This is a genomic window from Desulfovibrio intestinivivus (assembly GCF_053570665.1).
Genome location: NZ_JBRBQT010000001.1, coordinates 2,216,331 through 2,233,318, shown reverse-complemented (window position 1 = coordinate 2,233,318; position 16,988 = coordinate 2,216,331). Strand labels below are relative to the sequence as shown.

The window sequence follows — 16,988 nt, the reverse complement described above, 5'->3', positions numbered from 1 at the left end:
TCAGCAGATATATCTCAGGATAATGGTTCGACGAACTCGGGCTTGCGGGGAAGGAATCCGCCCCCGTAACGCACCTTACCGCCTCCGAAAACTAGGGCGCATCGGGATTCAACTCAATCTCCACAGGCGAGGTGATGGTCAGCTCATGCTTGACCTCGGCCTTGCCGCCCGCTGGCGCATCCACATTCCAGAACAGCAGATGTTCCTTGGCATCCTGCTGGGCCTGCGGCTTGTCGCGGTAGGTCACGGTAACTCCCTGATCCACCAGCATGGGCATGGGCCGCTCAAGGCGCACCGTCACGCCCCTGTCGCGGGTATTGCGCACGGTATACGTCCAGCCCCATGTCCAGGTACGGCTCTTGCCGATAAAGCCCTTTTCGCCACGCTGGCGCAGATCGGCAACGGCATTGACCTGCACGCGCGGATCCGCGCCAAAGTAGAGCGTAACCTCGTTGCCCTTGGGGCGGAACTGCCCCATGCCCACGCTCTGCCCGTCCACGCTGAATTCGGCCTGCCCGTCAGGCCAGGCCTGCCCCTCGGGCAGGGTGTGACGCGCCATGAGCCACACGCGGCTGTCGCCCACGGAGGGACGCGCCAGCCACTGCAAAGGAGCCTTCCATTCGTCCGCCAGCACCAGCAGGCGCGAGCGGCCTTCGGGCAAGCCCTTTTCTCCAGGCGTCCAGGCGGCGTACATACCGCTGGTATCGGCTTCCACTGGCGCAACAGGAGCGGGGGCAGCTTCGGGCATGGCGGCATCGGCTGCCATCAGCATGCGCGGGGCCGCCTTGGCAAGGGGTTGGGCCACGGGCTGAGGCTGTGAATCAATCACCCAGTGCGGCAGGGGCATGGGTTCACGCGGGCCTTGCCCACGGGAAACAAGCGTCAGGCGCGTATCTGTCCAGTCCATGCCGGAAAACTGCCACACCTCGGCCATAAAGCGCACGCCCACGGCATCGCCCTTGCCCTTGTCGGGCTGCACGTCAAAAACATAGGCGGGCCGCCAGCCGCAATTGCGCAGCGTATAACTGTAACGCACCGGCAGCGTTGCTGCGGATACCTGCTTTTGCAGGGCGATCAGCACGGTCTGCCCAAGCTCGGGGCTTGGCGGCAACTGCTGCAACTCCTGCTTCAGCAGGGCCAGACGGCGCTCCAGATCAGCTTTTTCGTAGCTGAGGGCTGGCACTACCTCGGCCATGCGCTTTTCGCGCTGGGTCATATCCTGAAAGCTGCCCTCGGCGGGCGCGCCTTCCCACAATGCCAGCTGGGCCTTTACGGCCTCAAGCTTGCCCGCAAGGGTCATCAACGCGTGCTGGCACTCTTCGCGCAGTTTGGCAAGATTGCCGCCCTGATCGAGTGTTTGGGGCAAAAATGCCCAGCGTACGATGGTATGGCCCGGTATGGAGACCTGAAAATTCTCGGCCCCGGCGGGCAGCACCACGCGCACCTGACTTGCGCCATCGGCGGAAACCACAGGTGCCTGCTGCTCCACCTCAAGCAACCCGCCGGAAGGCGTGAGGCGCGCGGCCTGCGGCGCTGCTGGCGTGTTGGGCAAGGCTGCGGCCTGCGTGCTCAACGGGAACAAACTGCTCAATAAACACAGCGCCAGAGCAGGCAGCGCATGCTGCCAGCTGGCAGATTTGCGGCAAATGCCAAGATCGGAAAGAAAAAAACGCAGGGGAGAAAGGACGGTGTACGACATTGGCCCTCCGGCGAAAACCGCCGCATACAAAGCCGCCGCGCCGCAAGATGCAGCGCGGCGGCGGGCGGCTAACGCGTCAGTTTGCGGTACTTGATGCGGTGCGGCGTGTCGGCATCCTTGCCGAGCCGCTTTTTACGGTCTTCTTCGTAGTCCGTATAGTTGCCTTCATAAAACACCACGCTGGAATCGCCTTCAAAGGCCATGATGTGCGTGGCTACGCGGTCGAGGAACCAGCGGTCATGGCTGATGACCAGCACGCAACCGGCAAAGTTGTCCAGTGCGTCTTCAAGGGCGCGCATGGTGTTTACGTCAATATCGTTGGTGGGTTCGTCAAGCAGCAGCACGTTTGCGCCGGACTTGAGCATGCAGGCCAGGTGTACACGGTTGCGTTCACCGCCCGAAAGCACGTCCACCTTCTTCTGCTGGTCAGCGCCGTGGAAGTTGAAGCGCGTGCAGTAGGCGCGTGCGTTGACTTCGCGCCCGCCCAGCTTGATGACTTCAGCGCCGTCGCTGATGACCTCATACACCGTCTTGCCGGGCGTGAGCGATTCACGGCCCTGATCCACATAGGCAAACTGCACGGTTTCGCCCACCTTGAGCGTGCCGGTGTCGGGCTTTTCCTGCCCCACAAGCATCTTGAACAGGGTGGTCTTGCCCGCGCCGTTGGGGCCGATAATGCCCACAATAGCGCCGGGGGGGATGATGGCGTTGACGTTTTCCATCAGTTCCCTTTCGCCCATGCCCTTGCTGACGCCTTCAAGCTCAAAGACAACCTTGCCAAGGCGCTGCCCCGGCGGAATGTAGATTTCCAGATCGGGCGCGCGCTTTTCACTCTCGTGCGAGAGCATGGCCTCGTAGGCGTTAAGACGTGCCTTGCCCTTGGCGTGGCGGCCCTTGGCCGACATACGCACCCATTCCAGTTCGCGTTGCAGGGTCTTCTGACGGTCGGCTTCGGTTCTTTCTTCGTTGGCGAGGCGTTTCTGCTTTTGCTCCAGCCAGGAAGAATAGTTGCCCTTCCACGGAATGCCCCGGCCACGGTCCAGTTCCAGAATCCAGCCCGCCACATTGTCGAGGAAGTAGCGGTCATGGGTAACGGCAATGACAGTACCGGGGAAGGTGGAAAGGAAGCGTTCCAGCCATGCCACCGATTCGGCGTCAAGGTGGTTGGTGGGTTCGTCAAGCAGCAGAATGTCGGGCGATTCCAGCAACAGGCGGCACAGGGCCACGCGGCGGCGCTCACCACCCGAAATCTGGGCAACGGGCATGTCGCCGGGGGGGCAGCGCAGGGCGTCCATGGCCATTTCAAGGCGCGAATCCAGATCCCAGACGTTCTTGGCGTCCATGAGTTCCTGCACTTCGGCCTGGCGGGCGATAAGGGCGTCCATCTCGTCCGCTTCCATGGGCTCGGCGAACTTGGCGTTGATTTCTTCAAATTCGCGGGCAATGGCGGTGAGGTCGCTCACGCCGTCTTCAACCACTTCGCGCACGGTGCGGGTTTCACCCTTGAGCGGCTCCTGTTCCAGATAGCCGATGGTGTAGCCCGGGGCCAGCACGGTCTTGCCGTCAAAGGCCTGATCCACGCCCGCCAGAATGCGCAACAGGCTGGATTTACCCGCGCCGTTCAGACCAAGCACGCCGATTTTGGCCCCGTAAAAGTACGAAAGAGAAATGTCTTTCAGCACTTCCTTCTGGCCATGGCGCTTGGTGACGCGGATCATGGAATAAATAATCTTGTCCGGTTCGTTACTCATGATGCTCCTCAAAATTTGGTGACGCTTCCGGCCCTGCGGCGTTTGAGATAACGCGGGGCGAAGCGCGCGCCAAATGGGCGCGCTGGATTGATGACAAACCCGGCCATGCAGGCCAAGGGTTTGCGCCGCCAAAACGGCAGCTCCGTCAGGCGGATAAAACGGGTGCCCTGTGCTGGCAGGCCGCAGACATATGCGGGTTGCCGCGCACGGCGTGCAGAGGAAGCCTTTGGTCAAACAGAGAGGCCCTCAGGCCCGCCAGACTCGCCAATGCACTGGGCGCTCGTGTAATATATGAGCCTATCCGTTAGCGGATTCTTTTTCAAGTGGCCTTGCGCTCCAGCAAAGACGCTCCCTGTGCAGAACTGCGATCTGCGGCCCCCCACCACAAAAGCAAGCGCGCCTGTCAGGCTCAAACCCGGCAGGCGCGGCAAAATGGCGCAGGTAAACACAGCATGGCTGTAGATATGAGTACCAGGCGCAGGACCAAGCCCAGGCCCGCCGCCTAATCAATCATGATATGCAGCACTTCAATATCCGTTTCGCGCATACCCTCGCGGGCCAGACGGGAGACACTGCGGATGGTTTCTTCCACATCGCCTTTCACAATGCCCTCGCCCGCAGGAAAAACCTTGCCCTGCATGGAGAGATCGTGCGCGGTGATGGCGGCATCCACTGCCGAGGATATTTTGGCAGCGCACGAGCTTTTGGCACCATCGCACACAATGCCCGACACATTGACCAGCGTATTGATGATGGTGTCGGCGATCTGCTGATAGCTGCCGCCGTGCATCCAGGTAATGGCCGCCCCGCTGCCGCAGGCTGCACTGACCGCCCCGCAGTAGGCCGAAAGCCTGCCAATGCCCGACTTGTTGTGTATGGCCACAAGATTGCTGATGAGCAGCGCCCGGTAAAGCTTTTCGTCCGGCAAGCCAAGTTCGCGGGCGTATTCAATGACCGGCAGCGAAACCGTAATGCCCTGATTGCCGCTGCCGGAATTGATGATGACCGGCAGATCGCTGCCGCCCATGCGGGCATCGGAGCCAGCGGCTGCCACCGCCGTGGCCCGGGTGCGCACATCGCTGCCGCGCGAATCAAGCAGGGAGCGGCCAACACCCATGGAGTAATGGTGGCTCAGGCCTTCAACGGCAATATTGCTGTTGCACAGAATCTGCTTGTCCAGAATATCGCGCACATCGTCGATATTGCAGTTCTCGGCAAAATCAAGAATTCCGGCGATACTCATGAAAGCACGGCTTTCTTCATGACTCTGCACATCAGGCTTGTATTCCCCGCCCTCAAGAATCTTGCCGTTCTTTTCAATGCGCACCACGTTGGTGTGTTCTTCGGCAATTTCCACCACGGCGCTGCTTTCGCCCGCCGCCGCCGTCACCTGAATGTGCAGGTTAACAATGCTCTTGAGCAGCTCCACAGTGCAGAATCCCGCCGCCACAAGCTGACGGGCGCGCTCCGCATCCGCCGGGGTGACCGGGGTGAGCACCTGCAACTGCAAGTCGGGGTTGCCCCCCACCGCGCCGAGCGCGGCAGCAACGGCAATACCCTTTTGCCCGCCGGAATTGGGCACAACAACGCTCTTGGCGTTCTTGATCATGTTCCCGCTGCAAGCCACTGTCAGGCGGTCGGGAAAAGTTCCGAGAACCTTTGTCGCCAGCGCTCCGGCAAAGGCAATGGCAATGGGTTCGGTGCAGCCCTGGGCCGGGATCAGCTCTTCGCGCAGGATTTCGAGATATTTTGCGTAGGTATCCATAGTATCCATCATGGTCATATGCGCCCAGTAAGCGAACGCAACTATGCCCCATGTCAGTTTGTATTGTCCTTGGTCTGCCTGCGGTCAGGGAGAAAACTCAGCCAGTACCGTTGCGCCGCCCTTTAAGGCTATTTCAGCAGGGATTCCGCCTTGGCCCGGATGTTTTCCACGCTCAGATCCTGATTGGCGATGCGGTCTACCAGTTCGCCTTTTTTGTAGAACAGGAACACAGGCACGGTCATGATTTTGAGTTCAATGCAGAGCCTGCGACTTCCGGCAATGGGTATCTTGCAGAACTTGACCCGGCCCTCAAAACTTTTTGCCAGTTCTTCCACTTCCGGCATCATGGCCACGCAAACAGAGCACTGCTCTCCCCAAAACTCCACAACTACCGGCTCGCTGCTTTGCAGCACTTCCTGTTCAAAACTGTCTCTGTCTATTGCAAGCATGGGAATCTCCTTGCCGATCTGCCGTACCGCAGACGGTGATTATTTTTACTGCACAGCCCAAGGCCACGCGGGCCGCAAGGCTGGAAATTCGCTAGCGGGATTGCAGCCAGTGATAGGCGGAAATGGCAGCCAACGCACCGTCTGCCGCCGCCGTGACAATCTGGCGCAAAGGGGTGTCGCGGACATCGCCCGCTGCAAAAACACCCGGAACAGATGTGCGCAGGTGGGCATCCGTAGCCAGCCAGCCGCCATCCGCGCGCTGAAATCGCTCATCAAGAAATGCCGTATTGGGTTCAATGCCCACGCATACAAACACGCCCGCCACTTCAAGCTCGGTGCATTCACCGCTGGACGTATTGCGCACGGTCATGCCCGCGACCATCTCGCTGCCGTTGATGCTTGCCACTGCGCTGTTCCAGACAGGGATGATCCTGTCATTGGCGAGGGCGCGGCCTGCCAGTACGCTGTCCGCCCTGAAGGCATCCCGCCGGTGAACAATATACACCTTGCTGGCAAAGCGTGTCAGATAGAGGGCTTCTTCCACGGCTGTATTGCCGCCGCCCACAACGGCCACGGCCTCGCCTTCATAAAAGGGCGCATCGCAAACAGCGCAGTAGCTCACTCCTGCCCCGGTCAGCGTGTCTTCACCGGGGCAGCCAAGCCGCCGATGGGTAGCGCCGCTGGCGATGATGACGGCTTGCGCCGCATAGTCGCCCTTGGTGGTGTGGATAATCTGGCGGTCGCCCTGCGCTTCCAGCCCGAGCACATCGCCCCTGGCAAAGGTGCAGCCCAGATGCCCGGCATGCTCGCGAAAGGATTTGTCCAGTTCCGGCCCGCTCACATTGGGCAGACCGGGCCAGTTTTCCACATCAAGCGTATTGCATATCTGGCTGCCGCCATTACCGCTTTCCAGCAGCAGCACGTTGAGGCCCGCCCTGCGGGCATATATGCCTGCGCTGGCTCCGGCAGGGCCAGCACCTATAATGACAAGTTCATGCTCCTGCATGGTATCCGCCAAATTTTGTTTTTTCAGGGCGCGCTCCCCCTGCCGCTGCGGTTTCCCGCAGCGGATATCCGGCAAATCCATTGCGCCGGAAGGGGTGCGCCCAGATTGAATGAAGAGTGTATGCGCCTACAGTTTGGCGCAGGTTACCTGCTGGCCGCTGGCGGGCGCTGGCGAACCGGATGCAGATTTGCCGCCCGAAGTGATGGGCTTTTTGCAATAGGGGCAAAGAACCGTGCCGCGCACCTGCGAGGGGCGCAGAAAACGGTGGGATACCTTGTTGCAGTGTTCGCAGGTAAAGGTAAGAAAAGGCATGATCTTTCTCCAGAAATTTATTGTTCCAGCAGTCCCATGACCACCATCTCAACCTGAACCAGCACCTTGGCGCCATCGGCCATGCCGCCCCCAAAAAGCGTTTCGCCCTCGTGGGTTACAGAGCCGTGCAGGTGAACGCGCACCTCATTGTTCTCGCGCCACATTTCGCCCGTGATGCCGTTGACTTCCAGAAACTTTTCAATGGTTTTGGATTTCACCGGCGGCGGCATGGTTGTGCAGGTTACCGGGTAGTTGCAGATAATTTTTTCAAGGGAGCCAATGCTTGAAAGAATAAAGGCCCGTTCAAGCTTCTGCTGCTCAAAAAAATCCCGCAGTCCCTGAAACAGGTCAGAGCCTGGGCCAAGGCGCAATTTGTACCATTTCGGCTGGGTCAGTTCGGTTACTTGCATGAAATCCTCGATGTTTGCCACGATAGTTATAAACCGCAACTACCAGGCATCACTTGAGGTTGTAAATTTTTTTGAGCTCAAATTCTTCAATCAGCCACTTCATGCCTTCCTGAATTTCGGGGCTTACATCGCGCATGGGGCGCTTGCAGTGGCCGACAGGGAAGCCCAGCAGGCGCACAAAGGTCTTCACCGCCACAGGGTTGGTGGCTGCGTAGCAGGCCTCCATGATGGGCAGCAGCTCGTTGTAAATCCTGCGGGTGCGCTGCACGTCTTCAAAGTTCTTCCAGGGGCGGGACATTTCAGCCATGGCGCGGGGGTGAATATTGCCCGTCACGTTGGCTGTTCCCGCGCCGCCAAAGGCCAACACGGGCAGGGTCAGGGCATAGGCGGGCGAATCGCAGCATAGGATGGGCAGCTCGCCATGGGTGCCTTCCTGAATGGTGGCAATCTGGCCGACGTTGGGCATGGCTTCCTTGTCGGCCACCAGGTTGGGCACGGAATTGAACAGGGTGATAACTGTTTCCGCATTGACGTTGGCCACGACTCTGGCGGGGTTGTTGTACAGGCCCACGCTGATATCAACAGAAAGGCAGACATCAATGAGGTATTCCAGCACGGATGCCTGATCCGGGCACAGATAGGGCGGCACCACAACAACGATGCCGTCCGCGTCCTGCTCCTGCGCGTAGCGCGCAAGCTCGATGGTTTTTTCGGTGTCGCCGTGGGTCACGCCAAAAAACGCATGGATCTTGCCCTTGCAGTAGCTGGCCATGTCCTTGATGACGGTCTTTTTTTCTTCAATGGTCAGGGTCGTGGGTTCACCGGTGGAACCCAGCACCAGCAAGGTGCTGGTGCCGTTGGCGGCGTGAAAATCCACAAGATCATGCATTACACCAAGGTCAATGGTGTTGTTTTCTGTAAATGGGGTAACAATCGCTACCCAGGAACCTTCAGGATAAATCAACTTTCCCATCTTCAATCTCCTTTAATGCTCTGCCTCAGGCAACAGCACGGGCCTGCACGGCCTTGCTGCTCATTTTACAATATGCGCCGGTAACAAACACAATGCCAAGGCCAATCATGTCTGTAATGGTACCGGGGATAATCAGCAGACACGCGCCCACAATCAACAGCAGGGCCACCGGCAGCGGTATGGGGCGGAAAAACCAGCGTTCCATGCCGCCAGCCAGGGCAATGGTGCCAATGGTGGCGGTAACAAAAACCTGGAGGATGTTCGGCCACTCGCCCTGCATGAGCAGAGCCGGGTCATACATGAAGAAGAACGGCACAATAAAGGCCACGCTGCACAAACGTGAGGCGATCAGGCCCGTGCGCATCATGGAGGCGCCCGCCACTTCCGCGCCAGCGTAAGCGGCAACGGCCACCGGAGGAGTAACCATTGAGATCACCCCGAAATAAAATACGAAGAAATGCGAGGAAAGCACGCTGAAACCAAGTTCGCGCAGGGCGGGAACCCCCAGAGTCGCCACAAGCACATAGGCCACGGTGGTGGGCGTGCCCATGCCCATAAGGAGCGAGGCAAGCATGATCAGAATCAGTGCGACTATGGTGCTGCCGCCGGATATGGAAATAACCACCGAGGCGAGGTTAAGCCCCACGCCTGTAAGCGACACAACGCCGATAACAATACCCGCGCCAAGGCAGGCAACCGCAATCAGGATCATGCGACGACCAGCGGTGGAAAGTATCTCAACAAAACGGCGCGGCCCGATGGCAAACTTTTTATCGCCCCACGAAACCAGCACGGCAGATGCAGCGGCTGCCATCGCCGCCCTGAAGGGCGTGTAGCCGATCATCATGATCACAAGCAGCACCACAATGGGCAGAAGAAGATAGAGTCTTTTGACAACATCTTTCATGCGGGGCAGTTCCTCCTTGGGAACCCCCAAAAGGCCCAGCTTGGCAGCCTCAAAGTCCACCATCATGAGGATGGAGAAAAAATACAGAAAAGCCGGGATCACCGCCGCCTTGCACACCTCAAGATAGGGTATGCCCAGCGTATCCGCCATCAGGAATGCGGCTGCGCCCATGACCGGGGGCATGATCTGCCCGCCAGTGGAGGCCGCAGCCTCCACAGCGCCGGCAAACACAGGTTTGTACCCGGCCTTCTTCATCATGGGGATGGTGAACGCGCCCGTTGCGTAAACATTGGCAGCTGCCGAACCAGAAATGGTGCCAAAAAAGGCGCTTGTAATAACAGCAATTTTTGCAGGGCCGCCGCGATAGTGCCCCGTCAGCGCGCGGCCAAGATCCATGAGCACATCGCCCGCGCCGCAGCGCTCAAGAAAGGTGCCAAAAACAATGAAGGCGGCAATATAGGTCGCCGAAACACCAATGGCTGAAGAATACAGGCCCTCAAGCCCGAACCCCAGATAATCCACCACTTCGTTCCACGAAAACCCCTTGTGCGCGAGCATGCCGGGGATATGGTTCCCCCACAACGCATAGGCCAGGAACAGCAGGCAGACCACCAGCAACGACATGCCCACAACGCGCTGAATAAGCACCAGAACCAGCACCAGGGCAGTGATGCCGCTGATGGTCTGGCCAAGGGTCAGGTCGTCAACCATGACCAGACGTTCCGCAATCTGGTCAGCCTGAATGGCTGGCAGCGCAAAAGCCGCCAGAGCCACCAGCGCCAGCACGAGATCAAGGGGCGCAGGCCCGCGCTTCTTGCTGGATGGGTACACCAGAAAGGCCAGTGATGCTGCAAACATAACGTGGATGGGCCGATGCACATAGGCCACCGGCATTCCAAAAATGGTGGTGACGCAATGGTAGCCCGCAAACAGCAGGCAGCCAAAGAATATGAAGTATTGCACAAGCCTGGCAAAACCCTGCAGGCCTGCAACTTCGCCAAAGTCATTGCTGGCTTCGCCAGCAAGTTCTTTTTCCACAGCGCTGCGGGCCAGATTGACCTTGGTTGACGCGCCTGTGGCGTCCTTTTGCTCGGAAGAAGTCATTACTTCACCCAGCCCTTTTCCTTGTAATAACGCAGGGCGCCGGGGTGAATGTATTGCACGGCAATATGATCAGCGCTTTTGCTGGGGTCAAAGACCGAATAGGTCTGGTGCACATTGCGGATCATCTCGGGCTTTTCACAAAGCACCTTGGTCAGGGCGTACACGGCATCGTCCGGCAGGTTCGCACCTACGGGCAAAACCACGGTTTCGGCCATGTGCGGCGTATCCTTTGTGATAAAGTAATACTGCCCGGCCTTGATGGTGTAGGTCATGTAGCCATCGCTGCTCAGCTTGTCGAGAACCGCCTGATCAATGGGCAGCAGCTTCATCTTGACGGTGGTGATCAGCTCGTTGATGGACGAAACGATGGGGCCTACATAGGCGTCCGCGTGGCCGTCCTGAATAAGGGAGGAGGCTTCCGCATAGGAAACGTAGCTCACAGAGCCGCCCCATTCCTTGATGTCTTCAAACGTAAAACCGTACTGCTTGAGCATGTTCTCAGAGGCAACAGCAGGGGAGGAACCTTTTTTGGAGGTCAGCAGACGGATTTTGGGCTTGGTGCGGGCAATATCCGCAATGGAGGTGTAGGAGGAATCCTCACGCACAAGGAAAAAGCTCATGGGCATGGGCGCCACATACATCATGATTTTTACATTCTGCACGGGCTTGCGGTTGGCAAACACGCCTTCGGCCTTGAGGCTTTCCTGATAGAGCTTGATCATGCTTGTGCCAAGATCAGCCTTGCCCGCATCAATCTTCAGCAGATTTTCCACCGAGCCGCCAGTGTTGACGCTCACGGTAGTGCCGGGCATGACCCCGCGTGCAGCCTCGCCGATAACACCGCCAAGGGCGTAAAAATCGCCACCAAGCGGGCCGGAGGTAATGGTAAACGTTTTCAGCTCCGCCGCCTGGGGCATCTGGGCCAGCCCAGCCGCCAGCATGACTACGGCAACCAACAGCGAAATCAAACCCTTTTTCATAGCATACTCCTGTATACGGTTTATTCCGGCCCTTAGTCAGGCACGGCAGCGTCGCTGGTCTCGGCAATTCTCTGGGGGGGGGCATAACCGTTAGCACCCTATCAAATTTTATACCAAAATCATATACCCACTCCCAGACCTTGCGGCTCTAGCATGTAATGCCCTCACCTACATCGGGGCAGAGAGCTGCCCCGATGCAAAATTGAAAACACTTAGAACAAATATAGTTAAATTAGTCAGCATTTCAAGGCATTATTGTGTTCTCAAATATGAGAATAGATTTCTCAAATTCGAGAAAGCACTTGCCGCAGCCGTATAGAAACGGTCTGAAAAGACGAGGCTGGCTGTTGTATTATTTCGCGGAACTAATGCAGCAGATTATATTCCTGCAGTTTACGGTACAATGTGGCGCTGCTGATGCCCAGACGCTGCGCCAGAAGTTTTTTCTGCTCAGTGCTGGCAGCTACGCCGATCAGGCGCTCCAAAAGCTGTTTTTCGTGCGTTGCGAGCATTTCCTTGAGCGTTGTTGCAGACGATGTTCCTGACCGCCTGGCAAAAAAATGCTGCGGCAAATCATTGGCCCGTATCAGTGGGCCTTCAACAACGTTAACAAGATACTCAATGATATTGCGCAATTCACGTACATTCCCCGGCCAGTCATGGCCCATGAATGCGTCAAAAGCCACTGGGTCAAGCCCGCGTATGTCGCGGCGCAGCTCACGCCGGTAGCGGGCAAGAAAACTCTCGATAAAAACGGGAATATCCTCACGCCGCTGACGCAAGGGCGGTATATGGATGGGGATGACATTCAGACGATAGTACAGATCGTTGCGAAAGGTCCCCTGGGCGACCATTTCCTGTAAATTGCGGTTGCTGGCGCACACAATGCGCACATTCACCGGGATGGACGCAGAACCGCCCACCCGCTGCACGCATTTATCCTGAAGCACGCGCAGCAGTTTGGCCTGCACGGGCAAGGGCATCTCGCCCACTTCGTCCAGAAACAGGGTACTTTCATGGGACAGTTCAAACTTGCCCATGCTTCCGCCTTTTCTGGCGCCAGTAAATGCGCCCTCTTCGTAGCCAAACAGTTCGCTCTCAACCAGATTTTCAGGGATGGCCCCGCAGTTTACAGCCGTCATCAGGCGCTTGCCGCGCCCGCTCATACTGTGGATTGTGCGGGCCAGCACCTCCTTGCCGGTGCCGCTTTCCCCGCTGATAAGCACGGTGGAATCCGATGCGGCGATCTTCTGCACCAGGGCCAGAATATCGCGAATGGCAGCGCTGTTGCCCAGCAGGGGGGTTTCTTCCAGCTGTTTGCGTTCACCGCTTACGACCGCATCAAGCTGGTGCTCAAGAATGCGCGAATGCTGCTGCGTGACAAGTTTGCTTTCAATCAGCATGCTCATATATTTGAGGAATTCCTGAAGCTTTTCCTGATTCCCCAGCAGCCGCCCACGCTCGTCCTCGTTAAACGCAACAATGCCAATAACGCCAGCCACCTTGTTGTTCAAAAAGATGGGGTAGGCCATGTCGGCGAGTTCATTGCAGTTCTCGCGGTTGGCGCACACGCTGCATGCCTGATCCTTCTGAACGTTTTTGACAAAGGCTGGCTTGCCGGTCTTGAATACTTTGTCGAAAAAAGCACTGTGCGCGATCTTCCGGCTGATAAGCGACTCATATTCCGCCGTGCCGCCCACGCGCACCAGATTGCAGTCAACCACGGTAACGGGCGCGTCCAGAATGGAAGCAACCGCAAGCACATAGGCCTGCACAAAAGGCTGAATTTGCATAAGGCTGGAAAGTTCTGCCATTCTTGCTGCTCTTGGGTATGAAACTGTCCGGAAGATGCAGAACGCATGGCGCGCCACGACGAATCAGCACCTGAAAGTACCTGAGCGATACCTTTTGCCCAAGCCAAGTGCAAGTGCCCTTGCTTGCAACCGGGTACTCTCTCTGCCAGTATGCGCCTCACACCATTGCGGCAGAAAACCGCGCAACAGGAGACAAAGGTTGAGTATCTTACAACGCGCTGGCAATGCACTTACCCGTTACATGGGAGCGCTTATTCTGGCATGCTCGGCTTTGGCTTTGTGGAAGCCGGAGCTGTTCCGCTGGGTGGCCCCGCATGTTACGCCGCTTCTGGGATGCATCATGTTTGGCATGGGCATGACCCTGAGGCTCAAGGATTTCAGCATGGTGTTTTCCCAGCCGCGCGCCCTGCTGCTGGGCCTGCTTGCCCAGTTCGGCTGCATGCCGCTGCTGGCCTTTGCGTTGTGCCATCTGTTCGCCCTGTCGCCTGATCTGGCAATGGGGGTCATCCTTGTGGGCACGGCCCCCGGCGGCACCGCCTCCAATGTGCTGACCTTTATTGCCAGAGGTGACGTGCCGTATTCCGTGGCGCTCACCTCGCTGACAACCGTTGTTGCACTGGCGCTCATGCCGGTGCTCACATGGTTGCTTGGCGGCGTGTGGGTTCCTGTAGACATGGGAGGCCTGTTCGTTTCCATTCTCAAGATCGTGGTGATCCCGGTTATTCTGGGCATTACGGCGCACCGTTACTGCGGCAGGCTTACCGAGCGGGCCATCCCCTTTTTGCCCCCGGCCTCGGCGCTTACCATCACTCTGGTGGTGGCTGGCATCATGGCCATCAATGCCCGGAGCATCCTTGAGGCCAGCGCCGACATATTTCTGGTAGTCGTGTGCCACAACCTGCTGGGTTTGGCCTTTGGCTATGCCGTGGGCCGCATCTGGAAATTTGATGAGCCCCGCTGCCGCGCCCTCTGCTTTGAGGTCGGCACACAAAACTCCGGCCTGGCTACGGCCCTCGCGCTGGCGCATTTTTCTCCGGTTTCAGCCATTGCTGGCGCACTGTTCAGCGTATGGCAGAATATTTCTGGCGCGCTGGTTTCAAACTATTTTCACGGCAAAAAACTGAAACCGAACCCGTAACCGAATCCCGAAGCAGAACCGCCTCACCAAGCCAGAACGCCCCTCACACGAACCGCCGGGCTTTGACTCCGGCGCGGGGCTGTGCCAAGCTGTCCGCAGCCGCCCGCCGCTGGCAGGTTATGCCATTGGCTATCCTTGCAGCAGGCCGACGGCCTAGTACCTTCAACCCTTATCAGCAATCTTGAAGAAGGAAGCGCCATGAGCAAGGAAGTCATCAGCACGAGCAAGGCCCCCGGGGCAGTCGGCCCTTACAGCCAGGGCATCAAGACCGGCAACATGTTCTTCTTTTCCGGCCAGATTCCCATTGACCCCGCCATCGGCAAGCTGGTGGAAGGTGATGTGAGCGCTCAGGCGGAACAGGCTTGCAAAAACGTTATGGCATTGCTGGAATCACAGGGTCTGACCGCCGCCAATGTGGTCAAAACCACCGTGTTCATCACCGATATGGGCAACTTTGCGGTTGTTAACGAAGTGTACAAAAAATATTTCACGGCCCCCTGCCCCGCGCGTTCCTGCGTTGAGGTCAGCAAGCTGCCGCTTGGCGCGCAGGTTGAAATTGAGGCCATTGCCGCGCTGTAATTTTTAACGCCAATACGGTCGGCACGGCCCGGTCTTCAACCGCAACGCGGCTCTTGTTTGCAAGCAGCCGCGTTGCGGTTTGTTTGTGCCCTGGCGACGCGGCAACACCACCGCATCAGGGCGCTTTGCCGATTTACAGATGCTGTAAAATAGTGGAATATGCAGAGGATTAACGGCAAATGCGAGGCGCGGTATGGATGACCGACAGTCGGATATCACAGGGCAGTATGCCCTGCATATGCAGAAGCAGCTTGTGCAGCACTGCCTTGCCCCCTGGCCTCGCCGTGGCCGCACCCTGCTTGAAGTGAACTGCGGACGCGGCGAACTGTTGCCCCTGCTGTGGGAATACGGCTTTGACATGACCGCCACGGAGCACAATCCCGAGTTGCGGGCCGAGGCAAGCCGTATGGCTGACCGCGCCGAGGTGCTGGCCGCCGCTGACGATCACCTGCCCTTTGATGATGACGAATTTGACTGGGTTGTACTGCACCTTGTTTCACCCAGCGCCGAAAGCACGCGCAAGGCCATAGCCGAATCTCTGCGCGTGGCCTCCGCAGGCCTTGCCCTCACATTCTGGAACTCGGCTTCGCTTCCCTTTATGCTCCACCTGCTTGGCGGCCGCAAAACCGCATGGCCCGGCCCGACATTCTGCTGGTGGCAGATATGGCGGACGCTCAGGAGCATTTCGGCTGGCCGCATCAGCGGGGCAAGCGTGCTTGCCGGGCCGCAGGGCACATGGAATGCATCGTGCGCCCTTTCCGGCTGCAACAGGGTCTTGCCCTGGCTGCCCATGGGAGCATGGGGCATTATCCGTATCGACATGGCAAAATCCCGCCCGGTCACGCCGCTGCCTTTACGGCTCGGACGCAGGCGCATGCGCCGCGCAGAGCCTGTTCTGGAATGCGGCCACAAATCTCAGGCCAAGGCTGCCGACACAGAGAGGAAAGCGCCATGAACCTGCCCTTTATTGCGCCCTTTGTGGCATTCATACGCCAACACTTGCTGGCGCTGGCCGCAGTGCTGCTTGTGATTCTGGCGGCGGTGGGCGGATTCAGCGGCTGGCGGTACTACCAGTACAGGCAGACTGCCGAATTTGCCTTTGCGCAGATAAAGGACGCCCTGCACCCGGCCAAACCCACAGAACTGGCGCAACGCATAAACTTTGACGCCATTTCCCTGCCCCTGGCCAAAGCCATTGCAGAGCATTACCCTTTTTTAAAAAAAGGGCCAAACCAGTTGCGTGATCTGAGCGACATGATTCAGGTTGGTCTGCTCAAGCAGGCACGCGTCAAGGAAGAACCCGTCAAGGAAGAAACTGACGAACTGGTGCGCCTTAGAAGCCCCCTGTATGTTTTGCCGCCAAACTTTTTTACCCAGTTTTTTACAACCATGACCTTGCAGAACCCCACGGAGAATACAGCGCTGATAGCCGCGCAGATTCGCCACCCCGTGCTGAACAAACAGTTTTCAGTGCTGCTGCGCATGGACAAAACCCCAGAAGGCTGGAAGCTGGACGACATGGTCAATGCCGAGGAGCTGGTTCGCCAGTACCGCGAGTTCCAGATGGAGCGCATGGTCGCGCAACGGCAACTGCTTCTTGACAAAAATGCCAAGATAAAAAAACGCATGGAAGAGACACTTCCTCTCAAAGCCTGCACAGCCAGCGCAGGTTTGATTTCAGACGGAAAGACGCTTCTTGTTGTGGTGGACGTGCAAAGTAAGAATATCAGCACTATCCCCGTCAACAACGTGGATCTTTCGGTCAAAATTTTTGCGCCGGACGGCAAGGAGCTGATGCAGCGTTTTCTTAATGCCGTGCAGCCCACATTCCCGGGTGATACGTTTGAACGCAGATGGACAATTGAAGTTGACGGCACAAGCCCGCTTGGCAAATCCATTGTGGCAGCACGCAAACTCACCTGCGAAGCTTCGTGGAAAACTCTGGGCCTCGCCAATGGAGAGATGCTGCACTTTGCCATAGCGCCTGATCTGCTGGAAGAATTTCAGTAGTTTTCACAGTCACCTGTCCACTATGCCCTTTTCTCGCGCAGGTGAATGTGTCATAGTGTTGCGGTTGGCGGGCCGCACAATGCCCGTGCCA

Annotated in this window: 15 protein-coding genes; 4 read left to right on the top strand and 11 right to left on the bottom strand. The window is 57.9% G+C overall.

Annotated features, from left to right (window positions below):
* Positions 1-91 precede the first annotated feature (91 nt).
* The 11 genes from ACUZ9P_RS09660 to ACUZ9P_RS09610 form a co-directional block, all read right to left on the bottom strand.
* On the bottom strand, positions 92-1,699 hold the full coding sequence (locus ACUZ9P_RS09660; protein WP_449249538.1) for a DUF4139 domain-containing protein: 1,608 nt from the start codon (positions 1,697-1,699) through the stop codon (positions 92-94).
* A gap of 68 nt (positions 1,700-1,767) precedes the next feature.
* Entirely contained in the window at positions 1,768-3,450 is a 1,683-nt protein-coding gene (gene ettA / locus ACUZ9P_RS09655) for an energy-dependent translational throttle protein EttA (protein WP_449249537.1), read from the bottom strand.
* Positions 3,451-3,952: 502 nt separating this feature from the next.
* Entirely contained in the window at positions 3,953-5,227 is a 1,275-nt protein-coding gene (locus ACUZ9P_RS09650) for an L-cysteine desulfidase family protein (RefSeq protein ID WP_449249536.1), read from the bottom strand.
* 116 nt (positions 5,228-5,343) lie between these two features.
* Positions 5,344-5,664 carry a thioredoxin family protein gene (locus ACUZ9P_RS09645; RefSeq protein ID WP_449249535.1) on the bottom strand — a complete coding sequence of 107 codons (321 nt, stop codon included), beginning with the start codon at positions 5,662-5,664 and terminating at the stop codon, positions 5,344-5,346.
* Positions 5,665-5,755: 91 nt separating this feature from the next.
* Positions 5,756-6,670, bottom strand: coding sequence for a thioredoxin-disulfide reductase (gene trxB / locus ACUZ9P_RS09640; protein WP_449249534.1), 915 nt, complete (start codon positions 6,668-6,670; stop codon positions 5,756-5,758).
* A gap of 126 nt (positions 6,671-6,796) precedes the next feature.
* A complete protein-coding gene (locus ACUZ9P_RS09635; RefSeq protein WP_449249533.1) occupies positions 6,797-6,982 on the bottom strand; it encodes a hypothetical protein in 186 nt (61 codons plus the stop codon).
* Between the two features lie 17 nt (positions 6,983-6,999).
* The gene (locus tag ACUZ9P_RS09630; RefSeq protein ID WP_449249532.1) at positions 7,000-7,392 is read right to left on the bottom strand and encodes a PPC domain-containing DNA-binding protein; all 393 of its coding nucleotides are present in this window, start codon (positions 7,390-7,392) and stop codon (positions 7,000-7,002) included.
* 49 nt (positions 7,393-7,441) lie between these two features.
* Complete coding sequence (locus ACUZ9P_RS09625; RefSeq protein ID WP_240824707.1) at positions 7,442-8,365, bottom strand: dihydrodipicolinate synthase family protein; 924 nt, start codon at positions 8,363-8,365, stop codon at positions 7,442-7,444.
* Positions 8,366-8,390: 25 nt separating this feature from the next.
* Complete coding sequence (locus tag ACUZ9P_RS09620; RefSeq protein ID WP_449249531.1) at positions 8,391-10,376, bottom strand: TRAP transporter permease; 1,986 nt, start codon at positions 10,374-10,376, stop codon at positions 8,391-8,393.
* Positions 10,376-11,356, bottom strand: a complete 981-nt coding sequence (locus ACUZ9P_RS09615) for a TAXI family TRAP transporter solute-binding subunit (protein ID WP_449249530.1) — start codon at positions 11,354-11,356, stop codon at positions 10,376-10,378. Before ACUZ9P_RS09615 ends, ACUZ9P_RS09620 begins: the two co-directional genes overlap by 1 nt.
* A gap of 365 nt (positions 11,357-11,721) precedes the next feature.
* The gene (locus tag ACUZ9P_RS09610) at positions 11,722-13,170 is read right to left on the bottom strand and encodes a sigma-54 interaction domain-containing protein (protein WP_449249529.1); all 1,449 of its coding nucleotides are present in this window, start codon (positions 13,168-13,170) and stop codon (positions 11,722-11,724) included.
* 199 nt (positions 13,171-13,369) lie between these two features.
* On the opposite strand from ACUZ9P_RS09610, the gene ACUZ9P_RS09605 reads away from it, so the two are divergent.
* The 4 genes from ACUZ9P_RS09605 to ACUZ9P_RS09590 all read left to right on the top strand — a co-directional run bounded on the left by ACUZ9P_RS09605 (position 13,370) and on the right by ACUZ9P_RS09590 (position 16,897).
* Entirely contained in the window at positions 13,370-14,308 is a 939-nt protein-coding gene (locus tag ACUZ9P_RS09605; RefSeq protein ID WP_449249528.1) for a bile acid:sodium symporter family protein, read from the top strand.
* A gap of 198 nt (positions 14,309-14,506) precedes the next feature.
* Positions 14,507-14,887 (top strand): RidA family protein, encoded by a 381-nt coding sequence (locus tag ACUZ9P_RS09600; protein ID WP_449249527.1) that lies wholly within the window; start codon positions 14,507-14,509, stop codon positions 14,885-14,887.
* 193 nt (positions 14,888-15,080) lie between these two features.
* The gene (locus ACUZ9P_RS09595) at positions 15,081-15,842 is read left to right on the top strand and encodes a class I SAM-dependent methyltransferase (RefSeq protein ID WP_449249526.1); all 762 of its coding nucleotides are present in this window, start codon (positions 15,081-15,083) and stop codon (positions 15,840-15,842) included.
* On the top strand, positions 15,839-16,897 hold the full coding sequence (locus ACUZ9P_RS09590) for a translation initiation factor IF-2 (RefSeq protein ID WP_449249525.1): 1,059 nt from the start codon (positions 15,839-15,841) through the stop codon (positions 16,895-16,897). The genes ACUZ9P_RS09595 and ACUZ9P_RS09590 overlap by 4 nt, the downstream gene beginning before the upstream one ends.
* The last annotated feature ends 91 nt before the right edge of the window (positions 16,898-16,988 follow it).

What these genes read in the sequence shown, in the direction of transcription:
- ACUZ9P_RS09660 (WP_449249538.1), bottom strand. Translation starts at nt 1,699, where the DNA reads ATGTCGTACACCGTCCTTTCTCCCCTGCGTTTTTTTCTTTCCGATCTT.
- ettA (WP_449249537.1), bottom strand. Translation starts at nt 3,450, where the DNA reads ATGAGTAACGAACCGGACAAGATTATTTATTCCATGATCCGCGTCACC.
- ACUZ9P_RS09650 (WP_449249536.1), bottom strand. Translation starts at nt 5,227, where the DNA reads ATGATGGATACTATGGATACCTACGCAAAATATCTCGAAATCCTGCGC.
- ACUZ9P_RS09645 (WP_449249535.1), bottom strand. Translation starts at nt 5,664, where the DNA reads ATGCTTGCAATAGACAGAGACAGTTTTGAACAGGAAGTGCTGCAAAGC.
- trxB (WP_449249534.1), bottom strand. Translation starts at nt 6,670, where the DNA reads ATGCAGGAGCATGAACTTGTCATTATAGGTGCTGGCCCTGCCGGAGCC.
- ACUZ9P_RS09635 (WP_449249533.1), bottom strand. Translation starts at nt 6,982, where the DNA reads ATGCCTTTTCTTACCTTTACCTGCGAACACTGCAACAAGGTATCCCAC.
- ACUZ9P_RS09630 (WP_449249532.1), bottom strand. Translation starts at nt 7,392, where the DNA reads ATGCAAGTAACCGAACTGACCCAGCCGAAATGGTACAAATTGCGCCTT.
- ACUZ9P_RS09625 (WP_240824707.1), bottom strand. Translation starts at nt 8,365, where the DNA reads ATGGGAAAGTTGATTTATCCTGAAGGTTCCTGGGTAGCGATTGTTACC.
- ACUZ9P_RS09620 (WP_449249531.1), bottom strand. Translation starts at nt 10,376, where the DNA reads ATGACTTCTTCCGAGCAAAAGGACGCCACAGGCGCGTCAACCAAGGTC.
- ACUZ9P_RS09615 (WP_449249530.1), bottom strand. Translation starts at nt 11,356, where the DNA reads ATGAAAAAGGGTTTGATTTCGCTGTTGGTTGCCGTAGTCATGCTGGCG.
- ACUZ9P_RS09610 (WP_449249529.1), bottom strand. Translation starts at nt 13,170, where the DNA reads ATGGCAGAACTTTCCAGCCTTATGCAAATTCAGCCTTTTGTGCAGGCC.
- ACUZ9P_RS09600 (WP_449249527.1), top strand. Translation starts at nt 14,507, where the DNA reads ATGAGCAAGGAAGTCATCAGCACGAGCAAGGCCCCCGGGGCAGTCGGC.
- ACUZ9P_RS09595 (WP_449249526.1), top strand. Translation starts at nt 15,081, where the DNA reads ATGGATGACCGACAGTCGGATATCACAGGGCAGTATGCCCTGCATATG.
- ACUZ9P_RS09590 (WP_449249525.1), top strand. Translation starts at nt 15,839, where the DNA reads ATGAACCTGCCCTTTATTGCGCCCTTTGTGGCATTCATACGCCAACAC.